At 36.9% G+C, this 24,085-nt stretch carries 20 protein-coding genes, 1 other RNA gene and 1 pseudogene; 7 read left to right on the top strand and 15 right to left on the bottom strand.

The features are described from left to right. Positions 1–18: 18 nt before the first annotated feature. Positions 19–510 carry a MauE/DoxX family redox-associated membrane protein gene (locus ACZZZC_RS09125; protein ID WP_463486973.1) on the bottom strand — a complete coding sequence of 164 codons (492 nt, stop codon included), beginning with the start codon at positions 508–510 and terminating at the stop codon, positions 19–21. Between the two features lie 186 nt (positions 511–696). Then, positions 697–1,281, bottom strand: coding sequence for a Crp/Fnr family transcriptional regulator (locus tag ACZZZC_RS09120; protein WP_463486972.1), 585 nt, complete (start codon positions 1,279–1,281; stop codon positions 697–699). 320 nt (positions 1,282–1,601) lie between these two features. On the opposite strand from ACZZZC_RS09120, the gene ACZZZC_RS09115 reads away from it, so the two are divergent. The 3 genes from ACZZZC_RS09115 to ACZZZC_RS09105 all read left to right on the top strand — a co-directional run bounded on the left by ACZZZC_RS09115 (position 1,602) and on the right by ACZZZC_RS09105 (position 4,323). After that, a complete protein-coding gene (locus tag ACZZZC_RS09115) occupies positions 1,602–2,318 on the top strand; it encodes a LytR/AlgR family response regulator transcription factor (protein ID WP_047798032.1) in 717 nt (238 codons plus the stop codon). Positions 2,319–2,530: 212 nt separating this feature from the next. After that, positions 2,531–3,619 carry a sensor histidine kinase gene (locus tag ACZZZC_RS09110; RefSeq protein ID WP_463486971.1) on the top strand — a complete coding sequence of 363 codons (1,089 nt, stop codon included), beginning with the start codon at positions 2,531–2,533 and terminating at the stop codon, positions 3,617–3,619. Continuing rightward, on the top strand, positions 3,616–4,323 hold the full coding sequence (locus ACZZZC_RS09105; RefSeq protein ID WP_463486970.1) for a hypothetical protein: 708 nt from the start codon (positions 3,616–3,618) through the stop codon (positions 4,321–4,323). The genes ACZZZC_RS09110 and ACZZZC_RS09105 overlap by 4 nt, the downstream gene beginning before the upstream one ends. Positions 4,324–4,448: 125 nt before the next feature. Here the strand turns inward: ACZZZC_RS09105 and mobC are convergent, their stop codons facing one another. From mobC to ACZZZC_RS09085, 4 genes are all read right to left on the bottom strand, one after another. Then, positions 4,449–6,497: a conjugal transfer protein MobC gene (gene mobC, locus ACZZZC_RS09100; protein WP_463486969.1), complete on the bottom strand. Its 2,049-nt coding sequence runs from the start codon at positions 6,495–6,497 to the stop codon at positions 4,449–4,451. 4 nt (positions 6,498–6,501) lie between these two features. Continuing rightward, positions 6,502–7,779: a relaxase/mobilization nuclease domain-containing protein gene (locus ACZZZC_RS09095; protein ID WP_463486968.1), complete on the bottom strand. Its 1,278-nt coding sequence runs from the start codon at positions 7,777–7,779 to the stop codon at positions 6,502–6,504. Beyond that, positions 7,761–8,171: a mobilization protein gene (locus tag ACZZZC_RS09090; protein ID WP_463486967.1), complete on the bottom strand. Its 411-nt coding sequence runs from the start codon at positions 8,169–8,171 to the stop codon at positions 7,761–7,763. The genes ACZZZC_RS09095 and ACZZZC_RS09090 overlap by 19 nt, the downstream gene beginning before the upstream one ends. A 552-nt stretch (positions 8,172–8,723) precedes the next feature. After that, complete coding sequence (locus ACZZZC_RS09085) at positions 8,724–9,233, bottom strand: hypothetical protein (RefSeq protein ID WP_463486966.1); 510 nt, start codon at positions 9,231–9,233, stop codon at positions 8,724–8,726. A 363-nt stretch (positions 9,234–9,596) separates the two neighbouring features. Here ACZZZC_RS09085 and ACZZZC_RS09080 point away from each other — a divergent pair, with 363 nt between their 5' ends. Then, positions 9,597–10,418: a GNAT family N-acetyltransferase gene (locus ACZZZC_RS09080; RefSeq protein WP_463486965.1), complete on the top strand. Its 822-nt coding sequence runs from the start codon at positions 9,597–9,599 to the stop codon at positions 10,416–10,418. Between the two features lie 34 nt (positions 10,419–10,452). Here the strand turns inward: ACZZZC_RS09080 and ACZZZC_RS09075 are convergent, their stop codons facing one another. From ACZZZC_RS09075 to ACZZZC_RS09055, 5 genes are all read right to left on the bottom strand, one after another. After that, a complete protein-coding gene (locus ACZZZC_RS09075; protein ID WP_463486964.1) occupies positions 10,453–10,833 on the bottom strand; it encodes a hypothetical protein in 381 nt (126 codons plus the stop codon). A gap of 77 nt (positions 10,834–10,910) precedes the next feature. Continuing rightward, entirely contained in the window at positions 10,911–11,132 is a 222-nt protein-coding gene (locus ACZZZC_RS09070) for a DUF2188 domain-containing protein (RefSeq protein WP_463486963.1), read from the bottom strand. Between the two features lie 116 nt (positions 11,133–11,248). Further along, entirely contained in the window at positions 11,249–11,719 is a 471-nt protein-coding gene (locus tag ACZZZC_RS09065) for a ubiquitination-like system serine protease family protein (RefSeq protein WP_463486962.1), read from the bottom strand. After that, positions 11,700–12,884, bottom strand: coding sequence for a ThiF family adenylyltransferase (locus tag ACZZZC_RS09060; protein WP_463486961.1), 1,185 nt, complete (start codon positions 12,882–12,884; stop codon positions 11,700–11,702). The genes ACZZZC_RS09065 and ACZZZC_RS09060 overlap by 20 nt, the downstream gene beginning before the upstream one ends. Next, the gene (locus tag ACZZZC_RS09055; RefSeq protein ID WP_463486960.1) at positions 12,859–13,554 is read right to left on the bottom strand and encodes a multiubiquitin domain-containing protein; all 696 of its coding nucleotides are present in this window, start codon (positions 13,552–13,554) and stop codon (positions 12,859–12,861) included. Before ACZZZC_RS09055 ends, ACZZZC_RS09060 begins: the two co-directional genes overlap by 26 nt. 465 nt (positions 13,555–14,019) lie before the next feature. Here ACZZZC_RS09055 and ACZZZC_RS09050 point away from each other — a divergent pair, with 465 nt between their 5' ends. From ACZZZC_RS09050 to ACZZZC_RS09040, 3 genes are read left to right on the top strand one after another with little or no spacing between them, the layout of a single operon-like run. Further along, positions 14,020–14,331: a helix-turn-helix domain-containing protein gene (locus ACZZZC_RS09050; RefSeq protein WP_231424676.1), complete on the top strand. Its 312-nt coding sequence runs from the start codon at positions 14,020–14,022 to the stop codon at positions 14,329–14,331. Position 14,332: 1 nt separating this feature from the next. Beyond that, positions 14,333–14,887 (top strand): ImmA/IrrE family metallo-endopeptidase, encoded by a 555-nt coding sequence (locus ACZZZC_RS09045; RefSeq protein ID WP_231424675.1) that lies wholly within the window; start codon positions 14,333–14,335, stop codon positions 14,885–14,887. A 21-nt stretch (positions 14,888–14,908) separates the two neighbouring features. Next, positions 14,909–17,113 (top strand): S8 family peptidase, encoded by a 2,205-nt coding sequence (locus tag ACZZZC_RS09040; protein WP_463486959.1) that lies wholly within the window; start codon positions 14,909–14,911, stop codon positions 17,111–17,113. Between the two features lie 653 nt (positions 17,114–17,766). Here ACZZZC_RS09040 and ACZZZC_RS09035 read toward each other — a convergent pair. From ACZZZC_RS09035 to ssrA, 4 genes and pseudogenes are all read right to left on the bottom strand, one after another. Next, a complete protein-coding gene (locus tag ACZZZC_RS09035) occupies positions 17,767–18,903 on the bottom strand; it encodes a hypothetical protein (protein WP_463486958.1) in 1,137 nt (378 codons plus the stop codon). A gap of 113 nt (positions 18,904–19,016) precedes the next feature. Continuing rightward, positions 19,017–21,221 carry an nSTAND3 domain-containing NTPase gene (locus ACZZZC_RS09030; RefSeq protein ID WP_463486957.1) on the bottom strand — a complete coding sequence of 735 codons (2,205 nt, stop codon included), beginning with the start codon at positions 21,219–21,221 and terminating at the stop codon, positions 19,017–19,019. 846 nt (positions 21,222–22,067) lie between these two features. Then, a pseudogene (locus tag ACZZZC_RS09025) lies at positions 22,068–23,261 on the bottom strand (phage integrase SAM-like domain-containing protein); the annotation flags it as partial. Positions 23,262–23,583: 322 nt separating this feature from the next. Further along, positions 23,584–23,950: a transfer-messenger RNA gene (gene ssrA, locus ACZZZC_RS09020) on the bottom strand. Between the last annotated feature and the right edge of the window lie 135 nt (positions 23,951–24,085).

Genomic DNA, 24,085 nt, shown 5'->3' with positions numbered 1-24,085 from the left:
TGTTCATAACTTTAAATTTTAATTTTGTGATTCTTTATTTGAGGTATTGTTTAGACGAAGGGACATGGTTGACAAAAGGATAAATCCAATGTTAAACCAAAGATGTTCCGTCCATGTTAATGTTTCGATGACACCCCCGCAATGACATGGAAGCTTACTCGCCCAGATCAATGCGATCAAAATATACATTGTAAAAATTATCATCACTCCTAAAAAGCACCAAAGTCCAATCTTTGCAGTTTCTGGTATTAATATCAGCACCGCAATCAGAAGCTCGACAATTGGGACTGCCCAACTAATGAAAAAGGCAAATTTTCCTATTAGTTCAACTTTTGCAATACCATTCATAAACCGTTCATGGTCCATAATCTTTTCGTATGCCGTATAGGCGAAAAGCGAGGCGAGAATGATATTGATGAGTAATAATAAGAATTCCCTTGTCTTTGGATTAAGCCTAAATGGAATGGTTTTAATTTTCAATTTTTTATAATATTTTGATTGACTATTCATCGAAATGTGGTATCCACCACCGAGAACGCGTAGCTCCCATTACATAATTTCAGTCTTTGTCACAGCACTCCTTTCTGATTGATGCACACTTAATTGTTATGCTAATCAAATTTCGGCTGTATTCCTGAAAAGAATACTATACCATTGTTACCGATTAATGGAACCATTGTAACCAATTCATTGCAGTTATTGGTTTTTGAAATATCTGTTAAGTCCATGGTTTCTGATCCCCAGAAAAGACGCGATGTCTCTATGTTTAGCAATATTAAAAAGCAATTTATAGCGTGAATAGAATAATTCGAAATGCTCCCATCTTCTTAAGCTTACCAAATCAGAAGTATGTTGTTTTCGCAAGCGGTCATAATAAATTCTCAAATTTTCTCCTATTGTGAATAATTCGGGAAACTTCGATCTTAGAATGAGTAAATTTTCATAACTGATTTCAACCAATGTGGTATCGTGATATATTTCTACATCAATTTCCGAAGACTGCTTGCTAAAAAAACCATTATGAAACACGAAATCGCCTGTGAACCAAAACCAGGTAGTCTGCCCATGGCTCTGCTCTACATTTGGAGTCACTTCCCGAGCATATCCAGAGATGATGAAGTAGATTGACTGCTGCTCATCTCCAACATTCAAAATCTGTTGATTTTTTCTATACGATCGCTCATTTGCCAAGGGTCTTAGCGCATTAATAAGAGCGTCTGAGAGGTCATGTATTTCGGCTAGGGCGCACGTAAGAGCTTGATAATGTTCTTCCCGTACCATAAAAATAAAATTTTCTTTCGACTCGTCAATACAATGAAAGGGGGCATTGCCCCTTTCGTTGTGTCCTTGCTTCCGACGGCGAGGTAAAGAACTAAAGTCGAAATGATCTGTTAATTGATAATTTCTAATCGGCAATCTAAAGTGAGATGATCTTCAAATCAAAAATTTTATATAACAGGTATCAAATTTTATATAACAGGTACCAAAACAGTCAGTTTTTTGACTTTCTGAAAACCTGACCATTGTCTCCATTTCGGAGTATCGCTTGCTAATTTAGAAGACATTTGCGATATTGTGATTCTCATCAAGCACTTAACTTTATGGAACTTAGCAGTATTATTATTGATGATGAGCCTCATGCCATTACCGATTTAAATGAGATCATCGAAGTAACACCAGATGTATTCGTCGAAAAAACATTCACAAATGTCAGCGATGCAATTCTCTTCTTAAGGGAAACAGGTAAGGTTAATGTTATTTTTTGCGATATAAGCATGCCTATTGTTGGAGGACTGGAAGCGGCGCCGTTGTTAAATGAATATTGTGATTTCCTAGTCTATGTAACCGCACATAGATTCCATGGTCCCGAAACATATGAAGCTGATGCTTCAGGCTATTTAATGAAGCCGGTGAGATATGATAAATTTGTTAGACAGATAAAGGTTCTTAGCAAAGCGAAGGAAGATGAACAATTTGGGAAAGATGAAAAAGTTCTTTTTGTTAAGGGTGATGATAAGAATAGTATGCTCAAAATTTTTTATGACGATATTATTTACATTGAAGCATTGGAAAATTACATCAATATCCATACAACAAAAGGAGAAAAGATAACCTATATACAACTCAAAGGCCTTGAGCAAAAGCTGCTCAAGAAAGAAACTTTTTTTAGGGTGGCAAAGTCAACCATCATATCTGTTAATTTTTTAGAAAAGATAGAGGGCTATAGAGCCCTTATGACTGATGGGATGTACTTTAATATTGGTAAGGTTTACCGGCCAGCCATAAGGGAATTCATTAAAAAAAATAGGCTAAACTAACTAACGTATAGCGTTTGTAGATACAGTTACCGTGGTAAAAACAGAAGTTGTCGGGTCAGTCGAATTCTTTTTGTCGACGTTATTGGATTTCATAAATTTAAATACAGTACGCTTGATTAATACGGGGTGTTTGTGATTTTTCATGACTTTAGGTTTTAAGTAAAGTCCAATTGTACTTTAGGGATTTATGGCTAACATTTATATTATATATCATGTACCATTTATTATATAACAGCACTAAAAAGATGTATCTGGAGCCTGTGTTCCATATCGTATTCTGGGTAATTTTCATCTTAGGGGAAGTCATTGTTGCCACTTCCATTATTGATGCAAATAGACCGATCCTGCATTATGTGTTATATTATTTCCTTAATATTTCTTTGGTATATTTTCACATCTGGTGGTTACTTTATCATTTTGGCACCGGTAAAACTGGAATGAAATGGAAATACGTAGTGTTTGTTCTATTAGAATTGGCTATATACTTTTTATTAGCCTCTGGAATATCAAAAATCCTTGGAAACTTCACTGTTGATAGCTTCGTTAAGGCGAGTCTGCATTATAAATTTTTAATTCCAACTTTGTGGAGGGGCATTTATTTCTTGTTATTTGCTACTGCATACTATCTGCTAAAAAGAAACCTGATACAGAAAGAAACTGAGCTCAGATCGGAACTCGAAATTGAAAAACTAAAAAGCAAGTTGTTGATCTCCGAAAAGGAGTTTTTGCGAGCTCAGATCAATCCTCATCTTTTATTCAACACACTTACATTTATACGTACCGCAGCCAAGCATGATCCTGGGAACGCAAGGGAAGCAATATCATGTCTAGCGGATATAATGAGATATGCACTTAAAGAAAGCAAAGATGGATTTGTAGACTTAGCCAGTGAAGTTGAACAAATTGGCAATATGATCAAATTGAATCGTCTGCGTTTTGAAAATTACCTTAATCTGGAATACACTACAGATATTCAAGACGGGAATATCAAAATTATTCCTATCATACTTCTTACTTTGGTTGAAAATATTTTCAAGCATGGAAATGTACTTTCTCGTGATTGCCCGACTAAGATTATGATTACCAGTGATTCAAGTACAATAATCTTTCAATCCTCCAATCTTTCAGATCATCCAAATGCCGAGGAAACCAGCAAATTGGGTTTAAGTAACATCAGAGAGAGGCTCAAAACATCCTATCAGGACAACTTCACTTTCACACATTCATTACACCACAACCTATTTTTGGTTGATCTTAGGATTAACCTAAGGGAATACCAAAAAAAATCTATAGCAATATGACTATCGAAGCAAGAAATTTAGTTACAATGATGATCAATGGTAATTTTGAAGACGAAGATGGGGCAAAAGAATCAATTGTCATTCAAGAGCTAAGGATAGCTGACAAACCTTCAGAAATTATAGAAATATGCAAAGGTGTCGAGCGCTCAGGAAGTTGGTATGCTATACCAACTTTGATGGCACTATTTAAGATTAAAGAACCGTACTCCTGCAAGATAGCAATCAGCAACGCACTAGACGGCATTCGTTCAAGGCTAGTCTGGGATGATGATTTTGTGGAGAGACTTTTTCATTTTGATTTTTGGAAAATCAACTGGAAAGCAAGCATGGAACGTTATTTAAGCTTTATCACCGTCATCTTAAATATTTCAAATAATGCTGACAATGAAACATTGGCTAACCACATCATTTGCGAAACCGACATTAATATAAGTCCGTATTCAACATTCGGCGAAATGAAAGTAGCTTGCCAAAATTGGCACTTTGAGAAAGATTTAAAAGAGGTAATTAGTAACGCTTTCCAAGAAGTTGCCTTCTTGGAATTGATTAGGGAAATGGATCTACCTGAATCTTTGGAAACCCAGTTCAAACGAGCAATAATGGGAATGAAAAGTGATTATTTGATCACTATATTACAACTTGGTGTACAATATAAAGAACTCCATATTGCTATGTCGATGGCGCAGTGTTTAAATCATAAATGATAAATTTTCAAAAACACGCATTCATGTTGTCGCAACATTTTTGAATTAACTAAACTTTTGAACAAACACTTTTCTATTTGGGACAGGCCATAGCTTTGCAGAGGAAAAGCGTTGCTTAAAAGTATTTAAAGTGACATTGTGGTCTTAGGTTGTTCCTTGTTTTTTACAGCTTCCTTTTTCTTGGATTTTATTGAATCGGTCGCTTTTCGTTTTGGCCTAGTATCTTCATTATTTTCACTTGTTGCGGATTCTGATTTTAGCAGGTCTGCAATGTGAGACTTTATATTTTCATAATTCGCTTTAATCTCATCTATACTTACCTGTCTAATAATAGGTATTGGTTTATGTTGCTTTTCCTCCTTTGCAATTGCATCATGATCATTCTGAATCTCACAGTGAAACATCTTTAAAGCGATTTTTTTTTCGGGATTGTCTGCAACCATTCCAACAAATTCTCCAGAAGAAAGCGAGGCGATCTTAGAAGCCGGAATGGCGTAATCCAGTTGAGTGGATTGGGAAATAGATATATCGCTACTGTTTATACTTTTCGACTGCCTATCCTGCATAATTTTTCCGAAAGTCTCACTCAGTGTTTTGGCGGTACTTCCAGTCACTTGACCTGCTATAATGTTCCCAACGATTCCGGTGATGACTTCAGATTGCTCCGCACCATAGTCCTTTTTTAACTGACTAAAGTCCTGCACGGCTAAAGCCGTGGCCACCCTATTACTGCGGGCAGTTGCAATAAGGCTATCCATATTATTGAAAAATATTGTAGGGAACTCATCAAAAATCAGTGCGCTTTTCAATTTGTCTTTTTGGTTGACCAGTTTAATCATCCTGGATATATAAAGCGAAAGTACGGCTCCATAGACCTGTAGCTTCTGTGGATTATTACCTACACATATAATCTTCGGCTCTTCAGGATTATTCACATCAAGGGTGAAATCATTACCGCTCAAAACATAATACAATTGCGGCGAAGAAAGCCTTGCGAGGCCAATCTTTGCAGATGCAATCTGACCCTCCAGTTGTGCCATCGCTTCATTACGGTAAGCACTGATAAATGGATTGATCAACACCTTTATTTCCTCTTCCTGCTGCAGGACATTAAAAAGCTGTTCGTAGTCAGCCTGCATTAGCTCAATCACGTGTGGCAGGGTACAATATTTTCCATCTTTATATTTTTTCAGGTACCAGATTATTGCTGTCAGGAAATTTATAGGGCTTTCTACAAAGAAGTCTCCCTGTTTTTTGATCCAGTCACGATTGAGGCCCATCATAATAGTCCTGCTCGCCTCGGTTGCATCGGTAATGTCAGTCATAGCAGCAGGATCGAGTGGATTGCACCGATGGGTACGGTTGAGGTCATCAAAATTTATCACGAAAAACTTAGGCTTAACCTTATACCTGCCAATATATTTGAGCAGGCAATTATATGCAATTACGGAAAGGTCATCGTACTTAAAGTCATAAATAAACATGCTGAACCCCTTTCCCATTAGCTGGTCGATCAGGTGACGGATCACGAAGTAAGATTTTCCAGCCCCCGGTGTTCCTGCGACCAACAATCCCCTGAATAGATTAATGAGATTAATCCAGCTGTCACGTATCTCTCCCTTATAATTATATTTAGCGGGGAGGTTTACAGAATATTCGTTTTCGAGTAGCCTTTCTTCCTGGGGAAAGGTTTCATTTTCCGAATTGAATATGTCTTTTACCAAACTTTGCTTAATTCTTCTTGAAATCCAGGTACCTGCAGCCAAAATCAAAAGAAAGCCGATGATGGTTACCAGACAATAAAGTCCAATCAATAATGAATCCGACCAATGTAAATACAAAAAAAAGATGCTACAGAAATATAGCAATAGCCCTGCCCCTATATAGAGATAGATCTTTTTAAAGGATATGTTTTCATCTTTCCTTCCCTTTACACCAAGCAATGATATAGCAAGAAACAAGAGTGCAGCAAACTTAGCGAGCCACCAGCCATCAAAAATTGCAAGCCTAGCCAGCTGGCCCACTATCCGATCTGTAATCTCTGAATTCCATTCCCAGCTTTTAAACATCTGGAAAAACCGGATGTAAAAATGCATAGCCAATAGAAAAACACTGATCATTCTGCTTAAGTCGAGTATTTTTCTAAGCCCCTGAGTATCTTCACCAGTATTCATAATTTTATATGTTATTTGATAAATCCCTATTTTTTGAAACTGCTTTTTTCTTCTTCTTCTTTCTAATGCGCATCAATGGCGAGCCTGGATCCGAGACCGGTTTCTCAAACAAAAAGTTTAAAAGCCCATCTCCCGATGATTTATCATGATCATCTCCCAAAAATGAGGAATCTGGAGATTGATTAGTTCTGGTTTTGGTATTTCGGTTTGTAGGGTCAGATAATTGAGCTTCAGGTTTTTTCAATATTTCCAGGACTGCTTTTGCACTGAAAGCTTTGCCAAGATCACTTCCATTAAATACGCACCGGGTATTGTGGTCAACATAGGTCAGTCCATATATTCTACCTTCGTTATTTTGTCTGTATATCAGTGAAACTCCCTTTTTCCCCAACCTGTCGACCAATTGTCTTTTGGTCAACCCATTTTCATTTGTAAGTTGCTCAAGGATAATCCGTTGCAATGTTTCAGCATGCGCTTTCCTTCTTTCCAGGTTTAATTTGAACTTCCCTTCAACTTTCATCAATACCGGATTGCCTGCAAACGAACTGGCCTTGAATGGTATACCGATACGGATCCCTTTATCATCCAAAACAGAATAGACAAGTCCCTTTTTTGCAAACATCACGGAATCTTCCGGTCCTCGGTCAGCAATGACATTAAAACTCTTTAGCACTGCATTATATTCTGAAAACGAGGCGAACTTATAACTTCTCAAGACTGCCGTGACTACATTATAAATTGATCTCTTGGTTTGTTTCTCTCCATAATGTGCCATATCAATATTGACTGGTGCAATTTGCTGTTCTTTGCCACGGCCCTCAGCCTTAACAAGATTATATTTCAACTCGAGCTCCTTTCGGGTCTTTTCTGAAAGTAATTTACCAATATTGTGTAGATCAATCTTGGTCGAATCCGCTTTGATGTTAGTAGTGACAATATGAATGTGCGGATGGTTCGCATCCTCATGCTGATACACCAGAAATGGTTGCTCACCAAATCCAACCCCATTCATGTAGTCAACAGCGATAATTTGCAATTTTTCTGTTGGCAGGATTTCGGCTGGGTCGAAGTTGAGCATAATGTGAACTGCATTAGTTTTCACTCTGCTATTAAGTTTAGTTAAATGTTCGAACCTGGCCACCTTATGCCGGAGTTCTAGTTGCTCAATATCTAAACCAAATCTATTGGCAAGGATTGGTGTTGCAGTTCCCAAAGTAACCTTGGATTCATTGTAATTGATAAGTCCACGGATACTACTCCCAGTTAATATCCTCGCAACCATTTCATTGACATTTTAGTTACCAGTTCCAATAACCTGTCTACCTTTTGACCAACATTTTTATACAGGTCGCTGGTGCGCATGAAATAGAATGACCGTTGCGCCTCATTTTCCGAGGTGTGGAAATGCCGGGTTTGCTGATTGATATTTATCCCAATTGACCGAAGTTCTTTACGTATGGATGCAAGTTCCTCCATTGGCGCATTCATCGTTACATCCCTGGTTAGCATCAGGATTTTTTCCTTTGCCAGAATATTTCTTGCAACCTCCCCTATCGATTGACAATTGCTATGGAGCAGGATTTTCTCCAACCGCTTATAGGTATCTTCATTGACCCTAAGAATAATCGGATGAGTCAGCAGCTGCTCTGGATTTTTGGTTTTCTTCCTTGGCATAATCTTGTTTCTAATTGGCTTCAGCATTTTCGAGTTCCGAGAAAAATGCCCGACCTCAAGGGCGCAAGATTTTTTTGTGTATACAAAAATACATCTTGCAAAACACCCGAGTGGTTAAAGTATTCCTGTAGATTGCTCTGATTTGTGGGTATTTACTTTTGTTGGTGCACCGAGGAACCAGGCTTTTCGATTGCACTTTCCAGTAAGGGGATATTGGCAATTGTCTTTCGCAGATTCAGTCTTAACGCCCGGTAATAAACAGGTGAGCCAGGCTTGGGCCTTGGTCTTAGGGCAAATGCTTTTTTTTGTCTGATCATAATCAAAGATTTAAAAAGCAAAAGTGATAGGTTAAGAAATGGGAAAGTGGTACTTCCGAACGTAGTAGCGTTATTTTATAACGATATCCGATGGCGCGGATCAGTCCACCCTTGTGATAGATAACGAAAAGTACAGTTAGCCTAGAACAGTGTCAACTGTACTGAGGATATTTCCAGTTTGTCAATATCGTCAAGCGTTGCAGCAATTATTTTTGGGTTATAATTGTTAGTGTCTTTATCGCCAACCTTTGTCTAGCATTATCTTTTTGAGTTTGGCAGTTGCAGCTTTAAGTGCTTCCTCCCTATTGGCAAAGGTTTGATCATATACGCAGATTCCGGATGACGATCCCGCGGTACCATATGAACATGATAGTCCATAAGTCCAGATCTGATTCGGTCCATGCCCTAATGTGATTGCACTGTAAGTACCATACCTACTTTTATCAGGCAGTCCGAACAACAATTCTTCCATATCCTGAAATGATGGTCGCCTCAACCAGTCATATTCATCAAATTTAATGTAGTCAAAACCAAACCTTAAACCCATGCGGTAAGCATGAACATTGAAGAGAATTTTTGTTAAGGTATTGCCGAACTGGACAAACCATTCAATTGAGGCGCTATCCTTTTGATCAATTGCTGAAGAGATTTCTGCAACTAACAATCTTTCATATCCAATTAGATTGTGATTTTCTACATGGTAGGTTAGTGTGTCTTTTGTAAGTAAACTGACATTTGTTTCCATAACAATAAAAATTAGTTTTTTAATGCAGAAAATCATAGCTGGCGGATACCCATCAAGGGCAACCGATCAGGTTGTTTATATACCCTTACGGGTAAGAAATTGCCAGGTATATTTTGCATTGATAAAAACTTATTGTTTGAGAACACAGAATACGAAACTGACAAATACCCGCATTTCGGCATAAAAGTATCAACCAAAATTAAGGAGAGACTGAGCTATTCAATGATTTAGAATAATATATTAGCATTTAATAACCATTCGTAGATCTCGAGAGGTAGTACTTTGTTAAGGATTTTCGTTGAATGATGTTTTTAACTAAATTTATACCCGTACGTAACTTTCATATAAATTACAAAACCATGTATGATTAGAAAAAAGTATTTTAGCACTAGTCAGGAGTTTCTAAAGGCAAATGCAAAAATAATTGATAAGAATTACTTTGCTTTTTATAGTAGTCTTATGAACATGCTATCATCAAAGCAATTATTTCAGCTATGGGGCATATATGATTGTGGGCAAGCAACCGCTTACTGTATGTGGTTCGATAAGAATATTGTAGTACACTCTTTTGGCTGGACGGATGAAACGTTGGAAGCAATTGAAGGAGATGTTGATTTCCCCACCTTATCAGGATACACGCTTTCAGGACAGCGAATTGTAATCACAGATCTTTTGGAGTATAATGATGTTCCTTACGAAGTGATCAAAGACCGTATCGTATATTCCATTGAAAGTGTAAGTCCACAAGCATTCCAAAATCAGCAAATACAAAAGGCTGTTTTAGAAGATAAATCGGAAATAGCTGAAATGTCCTATCAATATTATATGGAAGAATATCAGGGTAAAGGCCCCAGAACAGCAGAATATTTCCATGATATTACAAAGTCAGGCATCAAAAATGGGAATATATATAAACTGACAATTGATGGAAATATTTGTAGCATTGCTCAAGTTATGAGTGAAGAGAAATTTTTTCCTCTTATTGGGCAATTTTTCACCAAATCTCAATTTCGTGGCAAAGGATATGGCTATTCACTATTAACTCAGCTCAGTTCACACCTATTAGCTAAGGGTCACAGCAAGGTAGGTCTCCTCGCTGACAGATCAAATCCTATGACGATCAAAATATTTGAGAGAGTTGGATACGTTCCCGTCTACGATCACCTATCAGTGCTAATTAAATAGTTACAAACACTAACCTCTAAAATATTCTATAACATTAATTTGCATTATCCGCATAAAATGCGGGAGAGAGTTTCAAAATTTCATTTTCTACAAATACTATTCCTTCCTCTGTTAGCTGTCCAACTTTTTCAAAAGGTCGCCATTCAACGTTCTTAAAAAGTGGATTCCCTACAATAAGGCTTCTATCAAAGTAAACCTTGTAATTCTTTCCATTCTCATCAGCTTTTTCAAAATGTTTTTCCTCCAATTGAATATTATTAAACCCTTTAGCATGTGTTATCATTGCTCCTACAAAATAATGAGTATCATATGGCTTAATAAAAACCATATAATGAGCTCTTCTACCACTTTTATTTAAGTTGTTGTCGCTCCAAAGAATATCTCCCTTTTGCGCTTCTTTATTTGGGTCATTCATAACGATAAAATTATCTATATGAAACTAAAAGCCATGATGAAATATTTCGTCATGGCTTAAGTAATCAAAATCATAAACTATCCTTTTGGTGGATAAGGATCATTACCATATGAATTACGGTCTCTAATCTGTCCATTTGGTCGATGGATTATAACTTCAGACCTTTGATTAATTGCAATACCTCTAGCTATTTCTTGTGCTTGAGATTGTGTTGCGGCTGTTCTGGTAACTCTTTCATTCCCCGCACCGCGTACTGCCCAACTCCCGTTGTGCGGTACTACATGTTGATTTTTACTCATTTTTTCTTTTCGATTTTTTTAACTGTTTGAACCTATGTTGTTTTTGGGCTAGGCTCTACTTGTGCATTTGACACAAATCTGCCAGTAATTGCGCTTTATTTACTTTCACTGTTATCTTACTCATTTTTAATCTCCCCATACCCCTTATTAAAAATCCTCTTGAAAAATCTAGCAATGGAATTCAAGCCAAATCCCTTCACACTACTATTAAACTCTTTTATTGGCACATCAATTTCCTTTTCAACTAGCTTTTCTTTGAAAAACTCTTCTTTCAAGTCTTTTGAATGCATTCTACCATGTTGAATTTTTTCTTGACTCCATTTGCCAGACCATTCTATTTTATTTTTTGTAATAAAATAATGCGACTGACAATCAAAATTCCAATTACCTATAGAAGGAGTTAAGGAAATTGAGCGTCCATCGAAAATCATTTTCCAGCCTGTTGGTGATAGTGGAGTTACGACCTTATTGTTACAGCCACACACACATAGGTGTATGGCTGTACAATATTCCATTGAAATGTAAAGAATGCCATTTTCAAGAACAGGAGGCATAAACTCAACAAACCTATATAGTAGCTGTCCCATCTTCGTTGAAAATTTTAGAGACACCTATTGAATAAGAGCTATGATGTTCTTGTTCGAGGTCTACATAGAATCCACTAAATTTTTTCCACTTCAAAACTGCAAAACCTGCATTAATAAGGTTGAGGTCGGCAATCTGAATATTTGAAGCGTACTCATTATCTTCATTATCATCCTCAAATATTCGATTAACTAGATGATCGTGTTTTTCCTTAGTTCCAGAAGTTACCCTTGTTGCGCCTGTTAATTTGCCGTTTACAATGTTCACTCCTAGACCTACATCGATAAATGAAACTCCTTTTGAAACCAGATAATCAGTGATGAATTTTCTGACAAGGTTTTTATCAATACATATAAAAACATAGCTCATGCTATCTAATTCGTGGATATTTACTTTGGTGATGTAGTAGTTATGCGAAACAATCCCTCTGTGCATATTTGAATAAATACCACACAAGAAGTCTGCTTTTTTTTGATTTTTCTCAAGATCAGAAATTGATGCCGCTCCTGGAGCACGAAACGCATTATGCTGGTCAAAATTATCTCCATCAAAAAGGTGAATCTCTCTAACCGGAGTTTTGGAAATAAGGTCTAGAGCATATGCACCAGTACCACCCAATCCTATTATAGCGATTTTTTGTCCTGCAAACTTGCCATTCAGCATTTCGATATTAGCTCTGCTTGAATTTGTATCGATATATTGAAATACTCCGCCATCTTCCGTTGATGCAATTAGCTTGAATGTCTTTTCCGTAACCGTTTCATCAAGAAATTTTGCGGGAGCTGAAATAATATCCGCATACCTTTTAACCTTTTCATAATAATTTGGATAACCATTTGGCGGCTTATTTGAAAAAGAATGATTTATCGTTAAACCTTCGCAAAGCTGCATGGTATTATTTCCATGTTGAATTGACGAAATTATAGTGCCATCAGCATTACAGGGATTTTCCCCAATAAAATTTATCACATGAGTTTCAGGACATCCCGTCTGTGTACTACTACTAAGCGTTAGAGTGCTTACTAATGTACCATAACAAATCTCCTTTTTTTGATTTAAATAAGGTACATGGTGGATAAGTAAATATCCACCTTGTAAACCTATTTCATAACCTTCGTCTCTAAGACGCTTAAGGTCAGGACTAAGATTGATCAGTTGCTGTGACATCGAAGATCATCTTATTTTTAACCCTAATTATAGAACCTTTAACCATTGTGCCCTCAGGCTTTGGCTCAACTCCACGACTATAAGTAACGGTATAGCCCCTGCGTGGATTATCATCGAACGACCCAAAAGCAAGAACCACAACCTGCTCGAAGGAAATTTTCCTTAGTTGCCATTGTTTAGGCTCAGCATTGACTATAATGGTGTACTCAACCAATTTTGGAACCGATACAAAATGTTCCTTTCCATCTCTTGCCAAATCGACAATTTCATCATCGTCAATAAAATCATCTTGATAATCTCCTTTTAAATCTAAAAAGAGATCTTCATCAGGGCTAATCTTACCAAGTTCTCTAATCTGAACACCTCTGATATACTGCTTGTACCAAACAAATGGAACCTTGTTTATGGTAAAGTCTACCTTACGTTTAACAAAAAAGTATTCTTTGTCTGGCCTTGCCAAGTTGACCTTAGTTATATTTTCGATTAGCTCATCTTTGTATGGCTTATTGATCGACAAAAACAATTCGGTTTCCAATGGAATTCCGCCAAGTTGTTTTAATTCTGCCCCAGTCTTGTATTGATCAAAGGTCTCATACTTTTTGCCCTCGATGAAAAATTCTAGCGGAACTTTTGGCTCGTGCGAGCTCGTTTCTTTATTTTCAATTTGCATTGTTAAAATATTTAATGGTAAAAAAATATACTCCTAATCATAAGCACCAGTAGGTGCTTGTCCTGAATAGTGGACTCAAGTATGTTTCTGCGTGCTGATCAATTTAGCACCAGATGGAGTTAACTTTTTTACGCTTAAATATTGCAGATTTGAAAATTTTACTACATTTGAAGTGCGAAAACAAATATAATTTCTTCCAGCTACGCAATTGCTGGGACGGAATTTTCAAATTACAATACCAGCGGCTAACCCTTCTGGTATTTTTTTATGTCCTATTATCTGGTAACAAATGTAAAATTAGTAGTTAACAATACAAAACATTTTTATAAAAAAGTTTTCAACACTATAACTATAGTTTGTATCACAAACAACATGTTTGTTAGAGCAACACTATTTGGAAATTTAATTATATCTTTGTATATTGTGTAAAATAAAGACAACAACAATTTGGACTTTTATCAAAAATTGGGCGAAAACCTTAAGGAGGCGAGGATTAAATCTGAAAAAAGCCAAGAGGCACTCGCAAAAAGTATGGGACTTAGCCGTGTTACGGTTGTAAATATTGAAAAGGGCAGGCAGAAAGTAATGGTCCATAATCTGGTCGAAGCGGCCAATTTTTTAAACGTTAACATTGGATCTTTAATCCCAAATCAACAAGATGCCCCGAAGCTGAATGACGATGTCATTACGAAGATTAATAAAAAATTCACAGATGAGTTAAAAGCGAACTCTGTTCAGGACTTTGTGAGAGCAACATTTTCTAGTATTAATAAATAGCATGAAAAAATCAATTTCAATTGACGAAATTGAAAATAAGGCATCCTTATTTTTAATAGAATTCAACATCCATGAACCTTTTGTGCCCATTGAGCAAATAGTTAAGGGCAACAACATTAATCTCATGCCCTATGATTTTGACGACGAAATTTCGGGTGTTCTAGTTATAAAGGATAATATTGCCACAATCGGGTATAATAAGGCTAATTCGAAAGAACGAATTCGCTTTACTATAGCGCATGAATTTGCACACCACACCTTACACTGGAAACCGCAAGCGAAATCCAATCAGGAGGTTTTTGTTGACAAGGATCTGTTTATGAAATTTAGAAATACGTTAAATGAGTATAATCAGGAGGAGGTTAGGATTGAACAGCAAGCGAATGCATTTGCCGCCGCAATCCTAATGCCAAAGCATTTTATCGAGAAAGAATTAAACAAAGTCGAATACCAAAAATTAAAAGAAACTAATATTATACAAAAGCTAGCATCAAAGTTTAAGGTTAGTGAACCAGCGATGACCTATCGACTAGCAAATCTTCAAATGTTTTATTAGTGCTTCAATAACTCTCTCATTATGAATGAAGGCAAATTCCACTTTCACATTCCAAAAGATAATATCAGAATCGAAAAGTATAAGAAAACTGGTTTTGGTGTAAGCTTTACAAGAAGCAACTATTCTGAGCACGGTGAGAGGCTACTAGATCAATATGATAAACTTTTATTGAACGAATCAAAAAAAAGCGATTACGATTTGACCTCTCAAATATTTTTCAATATTGAAGTACCAACTGACAGAGAGATCAAAAACGAAAAATTCAAACTCCAAAGCCTGGGGATTACTCTTATTAACTACTCAGAAAAAAATTCATCGATCGGTACTGCGTCAATAAAAAAAGAATCTTATGATAGTCTGATTGGAAAAATCGAGACTTATAAAGATTCTCAAGACAACAGGGGAAAAAGCAATATTTCAATAATTGAGAATGTCTCATCAATTGAAACAAACCAAAAAATTGTCGAGATAGACGTTGCAACCGAAAAAATTGTTTCATTAGTGTTTTCCCTTTTCACAACACTTCCATTTATTGAGAAAGAAAGAGTGTCTGCGAAACTAGTAAATTCATTAACTGCTATTTCGACTGAGGCAAAATATCGAATTTTCGGAAATGGACTTTGTATCATAACATGTAAAGCTCAAAATAAAGAGATTGTTAATTTAGTAAGTCAATTTAGCAGCATATGTGAAGTAAAATATAATTCGACTAGCATAATTACTAATGCAATGCCCCCCCTATACACACTCCCGTCCGCAATAAAAGTTTCCAAACCAACATCAAATTCATCTATATGCATCATAGACTCCAGCATTAATCGACATACAAATGTATTTGATGGATTGGTAACCAAAATTGAGACATTCTTGCCTTCAGGCAGTAAGTATCATGCGTATGACCATGGCACTTTTGTTGCAAGTAGATGTATTTTCGGAGATAACTTAGATGACTGTTTGAGCACAGGGAAGTTAACACCATACTGTAAGATAATGAATGTACAGGTTTTCGGAAAAACACTAGGTGGGGTTGTAATTGGACATGATATTTCAACTTTGATGGGTATAATTGAGGACGTTGTTATTGAAAACCACAAGAAAATAAGAGTTTATAACTTATCGATCGGAAACGACGCATCCGTTGGTCATGGTGTATATTCAAATTTCGCTAAACTCCTTGATTACTTAACTAAAAAGTATAAGGTTCTTTTCGTTGTTGCTTGTGGAAACATTCGCTCACTCAGCCCTCCTTACCCCCTTAACCATTTTTCAAATCCATTTTCAAGGATAAATTCACCGGCAGAATCTTTGCTTGCGATTAGCGTTGGTTCTATCGCTAAATTTTTTAATGACACATCACTAGCACAGCATCATGAGATATCGCCATTTTCAAGGGTTGGTCCCGGAGTTGACGGAGGTATTAAACCTGAATTGGTAGCACATGGAGGGAACTTACAATCTACATATGCTCATTCTCCTAGGCTTGGAACCTATGGTATTTCTGGTGATGGAAATGGATTATGTGTTGATAACGGTACTAGTTTTTCTGCTCCGTTGATTTCCCAATTCGCACAAAGATTATTTGACCTCTACCCAAAAAGCAATCCTAATCTTATTAAGTCACTTCTATATCACTTTTGTGAACCTAGAAATGTGCCCAAGACAGTCACAGCTAACCATAAGCATTATGTCGGCTTTGGAGAACCAATTATAGAAAGGGCAGAATTTGCCACTGCAAACAGTGGAGCTTTTATTTATGAAGGCAAGCTAGATCAGGATAACTATCAGTTTGTCAAATTTCATATACCTAAAACATTATCTGAAAATAATAAGGATTCAAAATTGAAAGTAAAGATAACTATTACTTATGATCCCACTGTAAATATTAACAATGACAACGAATATTCGCAATCTCGCATATCAGCATCGCTTTGCAAGCCAACCTCTGGAGGCATGAAAGAAATTGGAATTTCAGATGAGAGTACTTACGCCATACCATGGAATCCTATAATTCATTTCGAAAAGTCTTTCACAAGATCATATTTAAGTGGAGCATGGGAAGTAAGATTGCGTCTATATACGAGAGGCGAGATACCGACCAGCTATAAACAAGACTATGCTATAACAATTGAGATCGTCGATACAGAAAAGAAGGTAGATGTTTATTCAGATATTATTCATGAATTTGGCTCAATTTATAAAAGATTTAAACTTAGACTTGCCGCTTAACTTAGTAAAAAAGGGTGATGTACAAATCTTAGTGACCGGCTTTCAATCCAAACTGTACACTTACCAGTAGTCCCAATTTCAATTAATCTATCTTCTAGATACAAGATCATCCGAAGCTTCAGCTTTCAGTTTTAACATTGCGGCATCCGCTCCACAGGGTTTCACCAAGATACACTGGCTTTCTTAATACCTGCCAAGTCGGGCTTCGGGGAGGAGGCATGTAGGCCTTAAAAATAACGAACCCACACCAGTTGGAAAAGAAATCTTATGATCCATTTAGTGGGTTTTAACTAGAGTAACACATTTTGCTGTTCCGACGACACTAACATGATTCCCCGCCCCTTAAAGCGAGGATATCCTCCTATTGGTAAACATTTTAAGTTATATATAACCTACGTGATAGCTATTACTGATTAAGTGATTTATATTTAGGTTTAAATGCGAATTATGATAGTAAATTGCATAAACCAATTCTACTGACCCCTTTTCGCCAATTCTCTAAAATGCAGACAAGCAAAACTTACATCAAATATATTTTCGGCGAGACGGGGTCAATGTACTCTGGTTTATCCACTATAGCGGCTATTGTGAAAATTTATGCCCTATCTTTCCAATTTTTAAAATAGACACGATGTATCCGGCATAATTTCTCCCTAATTGTATAGCATCAGTTCAATTTTGTGTGTACTGTTTGATCTTAAGAACCCGGCTAATGCCTGTCTGATAACCGCCGGATTTGCTTCCATCTGGGCAATCCATCTTTCCATTTTGTTGATTTGATCAAGCTGGTTGGTGATGATGAGCTGGTCGGAATTGGCAGTAGTGATGCTCATTTTGCAATTGAACTTGAAAAGATTCCAAAACTCATTGGACTCTACCAAAAACACAAACTGTTTTCCAGCAGAAATATCTCGCTGGGATAGGTACTGGATACTGATTTCTTCTGAAAGAAAGCCAAACAGAAAGTGCATCCTTTTTGATAATAACTCATACCCTAATTTCACATCCAGTGACTTAAACAACTCGAAGAGAAAGTCACTGATGATGCTGTAATATGGTAAAATAAATTTAGAACGGATACGGAGGATTCGTATTTGTTCTTCTTCCACGGTTTCCCAGTACAATCCTTGATCACTGTTTTTGGCCAATTCATCCAGCGATTCGTTTTTCTCCAGACTGAATTCTGCGCCATTATGCATAATTTTGTTCCTGAGAAATTGTAGTTCCTGAAGTTTGTTCATCTTAGACTCAACGGGGCTTATATCCAACTCCGCAACCAAGGAAATATATTCCATGATGGATTTTAGGTAATCGCTTTTCTCGAAACGCTCGACGCTGAACTTTAACTTGAAAAAGCTTTGTAAATGACCGCAAAGGCGGCGTAGCTCGGCCTCAAGTAATGCATAGAGCGTAACGAGTGAAGATTTGTTAAAGTGGTCCGCCATTTCGGTGAAATCAGCTTTCATGTCCTCGTCTGCATTTGTATAATGGTGTTCAATTTCCATAGCTCCGGAAGCATGTGTAGCCCAGCCATGTTTGTCATCCTCACAGCCTTCAACTTCATCATAATGTTTTGCGTACGCAATCTTTGCTTCGGCCGCGACTTTTGCATGCTCGTCATGGAGTTCCTTCAATTTAGCAGTCGCTTCGGTATGATACAGGCCGATTGTCCTTGCTGCATGTTTTTGATGTATAGAAATCTTGCCCTGCACCTGTACAAAGAAGCTTTCAAGCGGCTCCAGTTTTGGAGGGTCAAGAAAATAGAGTGAAAATCCGAAATCGAAGTCCATATGCTAAAGGTTAGGTATTTAAAGTAAGATTATTGGATATTCCCAAAAGGAACCTCAGCTGTTAATGGAAAAACTTAAACACCGAGGGAAATAACAGTTTAGGATATAATTTATCAATCCCTGTCATTTTCCATTAATCTGCGGATCTCATTGTCCATAAATATTTCATCCCAGTCCATTCCATCTAGATCAGTCAGATCCGCCTCATAGATAAAACCAACATCAATAAGCCGCTGGTTCAGTTCCGAAAATTCGTCAATCCTTTCATTGACGTAACTGATATCTGTTGCCCACTCCATGAGGTCATCCGCCGCATTAGAGACCTCTTCCATAAATAGTGCGTCAAAATGCTGTATCAATTTAATACTGTTAAATTCCTCAAAATCAATTTTAAAACTGTCTGAGAGTTTTTCCAGCATCTTGACTGAACGTTGCAGATCCTTTTCGCCCAATACCAGGTCATTTACGATCTCCTCAGTGCGTTCCCTTAGAACAGCCTGAACCTTAGCATCGTCTTGGGTGGAACTAACAAAATTCAAAAATTCCTGGTTCAGTGAGTAATCACTGCTTATAGCTTCCCAGTCACCCACGTTCTTCAAAATCTCAACGACTACATCTGATTTTTCAGGTCCCGAAACGTGTTGCTGGATAATGGTGGCCAGCCTGATCAAATCATATTCATAGTGTCTACTCCTCGCGTAATCCTCATAATGTTCCAGTAGATTGGTCTGGAGCTTTTCCGGTAACCTTATCCGGTGCTGGAAGGCCAGATCCAGTATTAAATCTGATAACTGACCGATAAATTTTGCATGTTCCAGAATCTGCCCGATTTCGATGGGGTCTGTCTTGATAAAGTTCTTTAAAAAATCCTTCAACGATGGATTGATAAAATCGACTTTATTGTTACGGATATATACGAAACCATTGTTCAATTTGTTCATGGTGGTCCTGAACACATTGACCGGAATCGGTACTGGTGTGGGCATTTCGGCGATTCTCTTATGAAATGCATCTTCCAGCACTTTTAATTCAACCTTACCGTCAAAGGAAAACAGTGTATTGAGCAAATACCTGCTGAAGGTATCGATCTGGTACTGGTATGCATGCTTCCATATTTCCGCAGGGCTGGTAAATTCCTTTCTGATAAACTGCTCAAACTCCTCAGGCTCCAGGTTACCAATGTTGTGTGCAGTGATTATAAATTCAATAGAACGCGGTGTAAAATTTTTATGTCCGATGATAAATTGAAACATTTTTTCTTCAAGGATAACTTTTTTGAGTTTGTCGTCCAGATCGGATTCCTCGAGATGGTTAAGCAGCAATTGTTTTTTTATCTCCAATGAATATTCATCTAGGTTGAAGACGGTCTGGTCCGCACTGATATTGAGCCTTTTAAGCTTTTCGGATTCTTCCAATACGGTATTGAGGATGAATGTGCGGGTGGTAAAGATCAGTTTTTTATTGGTCTTGTTTTTGATTCTGCGTATAACCGATGCCAAGGCACTTTCGTTTCCCTGAGCTTTATTGATTTCTACTGCATTTTCCCCAAGAAAATCATCGAAGTAGATCAGTTGTTTTGATTCATCATTTCTCAGAAAACGCTCCGCATCTTTGATATCCGAAGATATATAAAGAAGTTCGTAGTCTTCTTTGAGGTACTCATAGGTCAACATCTCTGCCAGGGTAGTTTTGCCCACTCCGGGCTCGCCGGTGATGATGACGAAATTATTTTTATCTAGCCCTTCATTTACAGTCTGGAGCAACGGGGTCTGAACGTACAACCTAATCCTTTTTGTCAGTTCATCTTTAACAAAGTCACCAGATCTGAACAGCAGGTCGGAAGTTAACACTTTGTTTAAGACCGAGGAATCAGAGAACCAAAGTTTAAAATGTTTGGTCAGCACCTCGTTGTGATCGCCGATTAGCGTGTTGAGGTTTTTCTTACCATAAATGTCATTAAGATCTTTGATGTAGGGTTGAAAATTATCGCTAAGCTCTTTTGTTTCTCCAACGGTGAGGTCAACGGATGTCGCAAAAATGTACCGGTTGGGGTTGAGTTTTTTGACCTTATCAATTTCGGTGGATTTCAGATCCCTCAGCATGCCGGGGAATCCTGTCCTGTAATAATGTTTGACCTGGCCAACGTGTTCATGTTCATTGGCTGGGGTGGAATATAGCAAATCGATTCCCTGGTCACGGCCATCCTTAAAGGTTTTATAGCGAATAACCGATTTAGGTGGTTCTTTGGCATTTAGCAGGTCGCATACAAGGTCTTCCAAATCGGAAGAGCTAAGCGTTGAGAAGTCGTATGAAGGCATTATTTAGAATACTTAGTTTTAAACTGCTAAGTTATTATTTTCATAATAAAAAACGCACTTTGCAGTTTGTAGCGGCAATGGATTGGATATTTTTGACAAACTGGTGTGATAAAAAAAGCTTCCCAATACACATAAGCAAAATTAATGAGAAAGATGAATTAATCCAATCACTAGCTTAAGTGAATGTTTTAAAAAGGAGAAGATATAATGCATATCTTCCAAACATTTGATATCCTGAACTTATTTTTTTTCGTAGGTGTAAGTTTTATCAGTATTATTTATCTCCTACTTCCTCTTCAAGGCCCATTAGTTTGTAAAGTTTTATTTGACAAAGTAGAGTTCGTTGATCCTACCTCATCAAAAACATAAAAGCCATGATCAGTTCATCTTCAGAAATTATTGAGATTAATAAATTCGCGTTTTAGGGCCAAAAATTCAATCTAGATATATTGAATATTTCGGCTAAACTGATATTAATCTTTAAAAAAAATGTCATTCTCCTTTTCATTACAACGATCAGCTTATTCCATTAGATCGGATATTTTTTTTGCTGACCAAGCTACGCCATAAATCCCATTGACTTCAATATTATTAGGAATAAATATAGCCATTGTCCAAAAAAGCTAGTGTTCTAAAAATCGCACCAACCATGAGACTGAAAGATTTTTAGAACCCAAAATTCTACTTTTTCTTAAGATTTACAACCGCTTCCTACACCTTATTTTTCTCCAAAATCCTTTTTAACACCTCTAAAAAGCCAGAAAGGTGTTCTAAGAATTCAACATTCTCAGTTGGGAATTATCCCTATGTCTAGCCAATTATTAAAAAAGGTGCCTTTTATTTCTATTTTGTGATCATATAATTATAGGTAGTGATTGCAACTGTTTTTTGTTGTTTGAACTCCTCAAGTTTGATGGTAAGTTTAGCCATATCCTCATCTACCTTCTTATCCATAATTTTTGCATAATGTTGCGTGGTTTTGATATTCTTATGCCCGAGCATTTTACTTACAGTTTCAATTGGCACATCGTTCATCAAAGTGATCGTCGTGGCAAATGTATGCCTAGCCAAATGGAAAGTTAGAATAGTTTTTATACTACACACATCTGCAATTTCTTTTAGATAAGCATTCATCTTTTGATTCGAGCTAACTGGAAAGAGCTTCTCTGAATTAGATCGCAGAGGATGGTCTGCATATTTTTCCAAAAGGGATACTGCCTTTGGTAACAAAGGGATTCTGGTTGGCGTCCCGGTTTTCTGCCTGTTTGATATAATCCACCGCTCGTCCTTCCTACCTAAAATGACCTCGTCAATTTTTAATTGGTAGATATCGATATATGCCAGTCCGGTGTAACAACTAAATAAAAATATGTCCTTTACCCGTTGTAGACGCTCATTGGCAAAATTTGTTTGTTCTAACCGATTGACTTCTGAATCAGTCAGACAAACCCGATCTATTTCTTTAACTGTAGCTTTAAAATTTGCGAATGGGTCTTTGATAATCCAGCCATTTGCAATACAAATCTTGATAATCTTCTTTAGGTTTTTAATGTATTTCACAGCTGAATTGTTTGAGCATTTGCGTACAGATCTTAAAAAAAGTCGTAATCAGTCAGAAATTTATGATCGATTTTTTTAACATCTATATCAGAGATATTGTACTTCTCTCTCATGAACTGTTCGATATGCCTAAGTGCTGTTTGATAGCGCAACAATGTCATTTTAGAAAAATCCTTACCTACAAGCACAGCCATTTCATGATTATGATCTTCAAAGACCTCCTTTAAGGTCCTTCTTTTTTCTGTTTTACCAAGATACTCATTCATCAGTGAGTCAGCAGTAACTTCTATACCTAATGTCAAAAGAATACGGTGAGCATCATGTACTCGTAATTCTAGTTGTTTTAAATAGGCGTTTAGCGTTTTAGATTTCAATGAGTTACCTTTAAGTTGTCCATTGCCCCATTCATTTTCTAAACATTTTTTCCCTGTTGCAGTTTCTGCTCTTTTCTTAGAAACTGTTATTCGTAAATAAATTGATAATCCATCAATTTGAGTGTCATTTCTCTTTTTTAGGAAAAAGATTAAATTGAAATTTCTTTTCATAAAATTGCTCTTAAAACGTGAATAAATTTAAGATTTGCAATAAAAAAAGTCAAGATGTTCAATGATTGAACTAACTCTATATCAATTGATTGCATAAAAAAAAGGTTCCTCCTTTTTATGATTTCACTGAGGAACCTTTTTGGCCACCTCACTTATGTGATATTTCGGCTAAAAAGCCACTAAACACAAAAAGAAAACCCTGCAAATCAATGATCTGCAGGGTTTTAACTTTTTTTTGGTGAATTTTGAACTAATTCCAGTGGAGCCGAAGGGAGTCGAACCCTTGTCCAGTTGTGAGATAACTTATACCTTCTACATGCTTATTTTTCAATTGATTTTCGGGAAATAAACGGGCTGAAAACCGACCTTATTTAAATCCTTAGACGCTTTATCTCACTTCAAATCGCATCTCTTTGAAGCCAGCTTTGTTGTTTCGATGCCCCAGATTCTAACCCAACAATGCAGCAGTTAGAGGGACAAAAGCTAATTAGTTCTAAACTAAGCAGCTAAGGCGTAAGTATTTTCGCCAACTAAAATGTGAACGTTCTCTTTTAAGTGCTCTCCGTACAACGCACTGCATGCTAACATAACCTTCGCCACCCTGTCAAATCCAAGAACGGCCCCAGTTCAGTTTTCAGTTTGTAGTTCTCAATTATTTAACATAACATCAAACAAACTGTAAACAGGACTGCAAATATACAAAAAGCAAGCCAAATAGATACATAAGATAGCTGAAGAAAATCTTTTTATCTCAGAGCT

The organism is Pedobacter sp. AC212, assembly GCF_979258625.1.
Note: the sequence above shows the minus strand (reverse complement) of the source record. Positions and strands in the feature narration are given on the sequence as shown.

Excerpts from the sequence above, each read along its gene's own strand:
- ACZZZC_RS09125 (WP_463486973.1), bottom strand. The coding sequence starts at position 510 with ATGAATAGTCAATCAAAATATTATAAAAAATTGAAAATTAAAACCATT.
- ACZZZC_RS09120 (WP_463486972.1), bottom strand. The coding sequence starts at position 1,281 with ATGGTACGGGAAGAACATTATCAAGCTCTTACGTGCGCCCTAGCCGAA.
- ACZZZC_RS09115 (WP_047798032.1), top strand. The coding sequence starts at position 1,602 with ATGGAACTTAGCAGTATTATTATTGATGATGAGCCTCATGCCATTACC.
- ACZZZC_RS09110 (WP_463486971.1), top strand. The coding sequence starts at position 2,531 with ATGTACCATTTATTATATAACAGCACTAAAAAGATGTATCTGGAGCCT.
- ACZZZC_RS09105 (WP_463486970.1), top strand. The coding sequence starts at position 3,616 with ATGACTATCGAAGCAAGAAATTTAGTTACAATGATGATCAATGGTAAT.
- mobC (WP_463486969.1), bottom strand. The coding sequence starts at position 6,497 with ATGAATACTGGTGAAGATACTCAGGGGCTTAGAAAAATACTCGACTTA.
- ACZZZC_RS09095 (WP_463486968.1), bottom strand. The coding sequence starts at position 7,779 with ATGGTTGCGAGGATATTAACTGGGAGTAGTATCCGTGGACTTATCAAT.
- ACZZZC_RS09090 (WP_463486967.1), bottom strand. The coding sequence starts at position 8,171 with ATGCCAAGGAAGAAAACCAAAAATCCAGAGCAGCTGCTGACTCATCCG.
- ACZZZC_RS09085 (WP_463486966.1), bottom strand. The coding sequence starts at position 9,233 with ATGGAAACAAATGTCAGTTTACTTACAAAAGACACACTAACCTACCAT.
- ACZZZC_RS09080 (WP_463486965.1), top strand. The coding sequence starts at position 9,597 with ATGATTAGAAAAAAGTATTTTAGCACTAGTCAGGAGTTTCTAAAGGCA.
- ACZZZC_RS09075 (WP_463486964.1), bottom strand. The coding sequence starts at position 10,833 with ATGAATGACCCAAATAAAGAAGCGCAAAAGGGAGATATTCTTTGGAGC.
- ACZZZC_RS09070 (WP_463486963.1), bottom strand. The coding sequence starts at position 11,132 with ATGAGTAAAAATCAACATGTAGTACCGCACAACGGGAGTTGGGCAGTA.
- ACZZZC_RS09065 (WP_463486962.1), bottom strand. The coding sequence starts at position 11,719 with ATGGGACAGCTACTATATAGGTTTGTTGAGTTTATGCCTCCTGTTCTT.
- ACZZZC_RS09060 (WP_463486961.1), bottom strand. The coding sequence starts at position 12,884 with ATGTCACAGCAACTGATCAATCTTAGTCCTGACCTTAAGCGTCTTAGA.
- ACZZZC_RS09055 (WP_463486960.1), bottom strand. The coding sequence starts at position 13,554 with ATGCAAATTGAAAATAAAGAAACGAGCTCGCACGAGCCAAAAGTTCCG.
- ACZZZC_RS09045 (WP_231424675.1), top strand. The coding sequence starts at position 14,333 with ATGAAAAAATCAATTTCAATTGACGAAATTGAAAATAAGGCATCCTTA.
- ACZZZC_RS09040 (WP_463486959.1), top strand. The coding sequence starts at position 14,909 with ATGAATGAAGGCAAATTCCACTTTCACATTCCAAAAGATAATATCAGA.
- ACZZZC_RS09035 (WP_463486958.1), bottom strand. The coding sequence starts at position 18,903 with ATGGACTTCGATTTCGGATTTTCACTCTATTTTCTTGACCCTCCAAAA.
- ACZZZC_RS09030 (WP_463486957.1), bottom strand. The coding sequence starts at position 21,221 with ATGCCTTCATACGACTTCTCAACGCTTAGCTCTTCCGATTTGGAAGAC.